A 398-nucleotide genomic window follows, 5' to 3' on the forward strand; every position below is an offset into this window, starting at 1 on the left:
GTGTCGACCGTGAAAATCGGTGCGCTCAACGTCCAATGGCCTGCAAGCACGGTCGCGTTGCCGATATCGAGCGTCGATGCGCGCGTGTCGACGGCGCCGTCGCGACCGTTCGCATTCGTCGCGATAATCGTGCCGTCCGCATGAACTTCGCCCTTGTCCGCGACGAGCCACACGTGACCATCGCGGGTCGCAGTGCCGGTCGCGCGAATCGCAGCGCTGTTGCCGGCGAGCGCATACACGTTGCCATCGGCGGCTTGCAAGCTGGCTTGCGCCGCCTCGATCGTGCCCGCGTTTATTAGCGTGCCGCCGCTTCCCGCCTGCACGAAAACCTGTTGGCCGCCAGCCGCGTCCTGCAATAGCACCTGATTTCCTGCCACCAGTTCAACCGTTCCCTTCGG

The 398-nt window shown here is 64.6% G+C and carries 1 pseudogene; it reads right to left on the bottom strand.

Annotated features, from left to right (window positions below):
* Window positions 1-398: pseudogene (locus tag QCE58_RS34220) on the bottom strand (filamentous hemagglutinin); the annotation flags it as partial.

Source organism: Caballeronia sp. LZ028 (assembly GCF_031451415.1).
In the GTDB taxonomy this organism is placed as follows: domain Bacteria; phylum Pseudomonadota; class Gammaproteobacteria; order Burkholderiales; family Burkholderiaceae; genus Caballeronia; species Caballeronia zhejiangensis.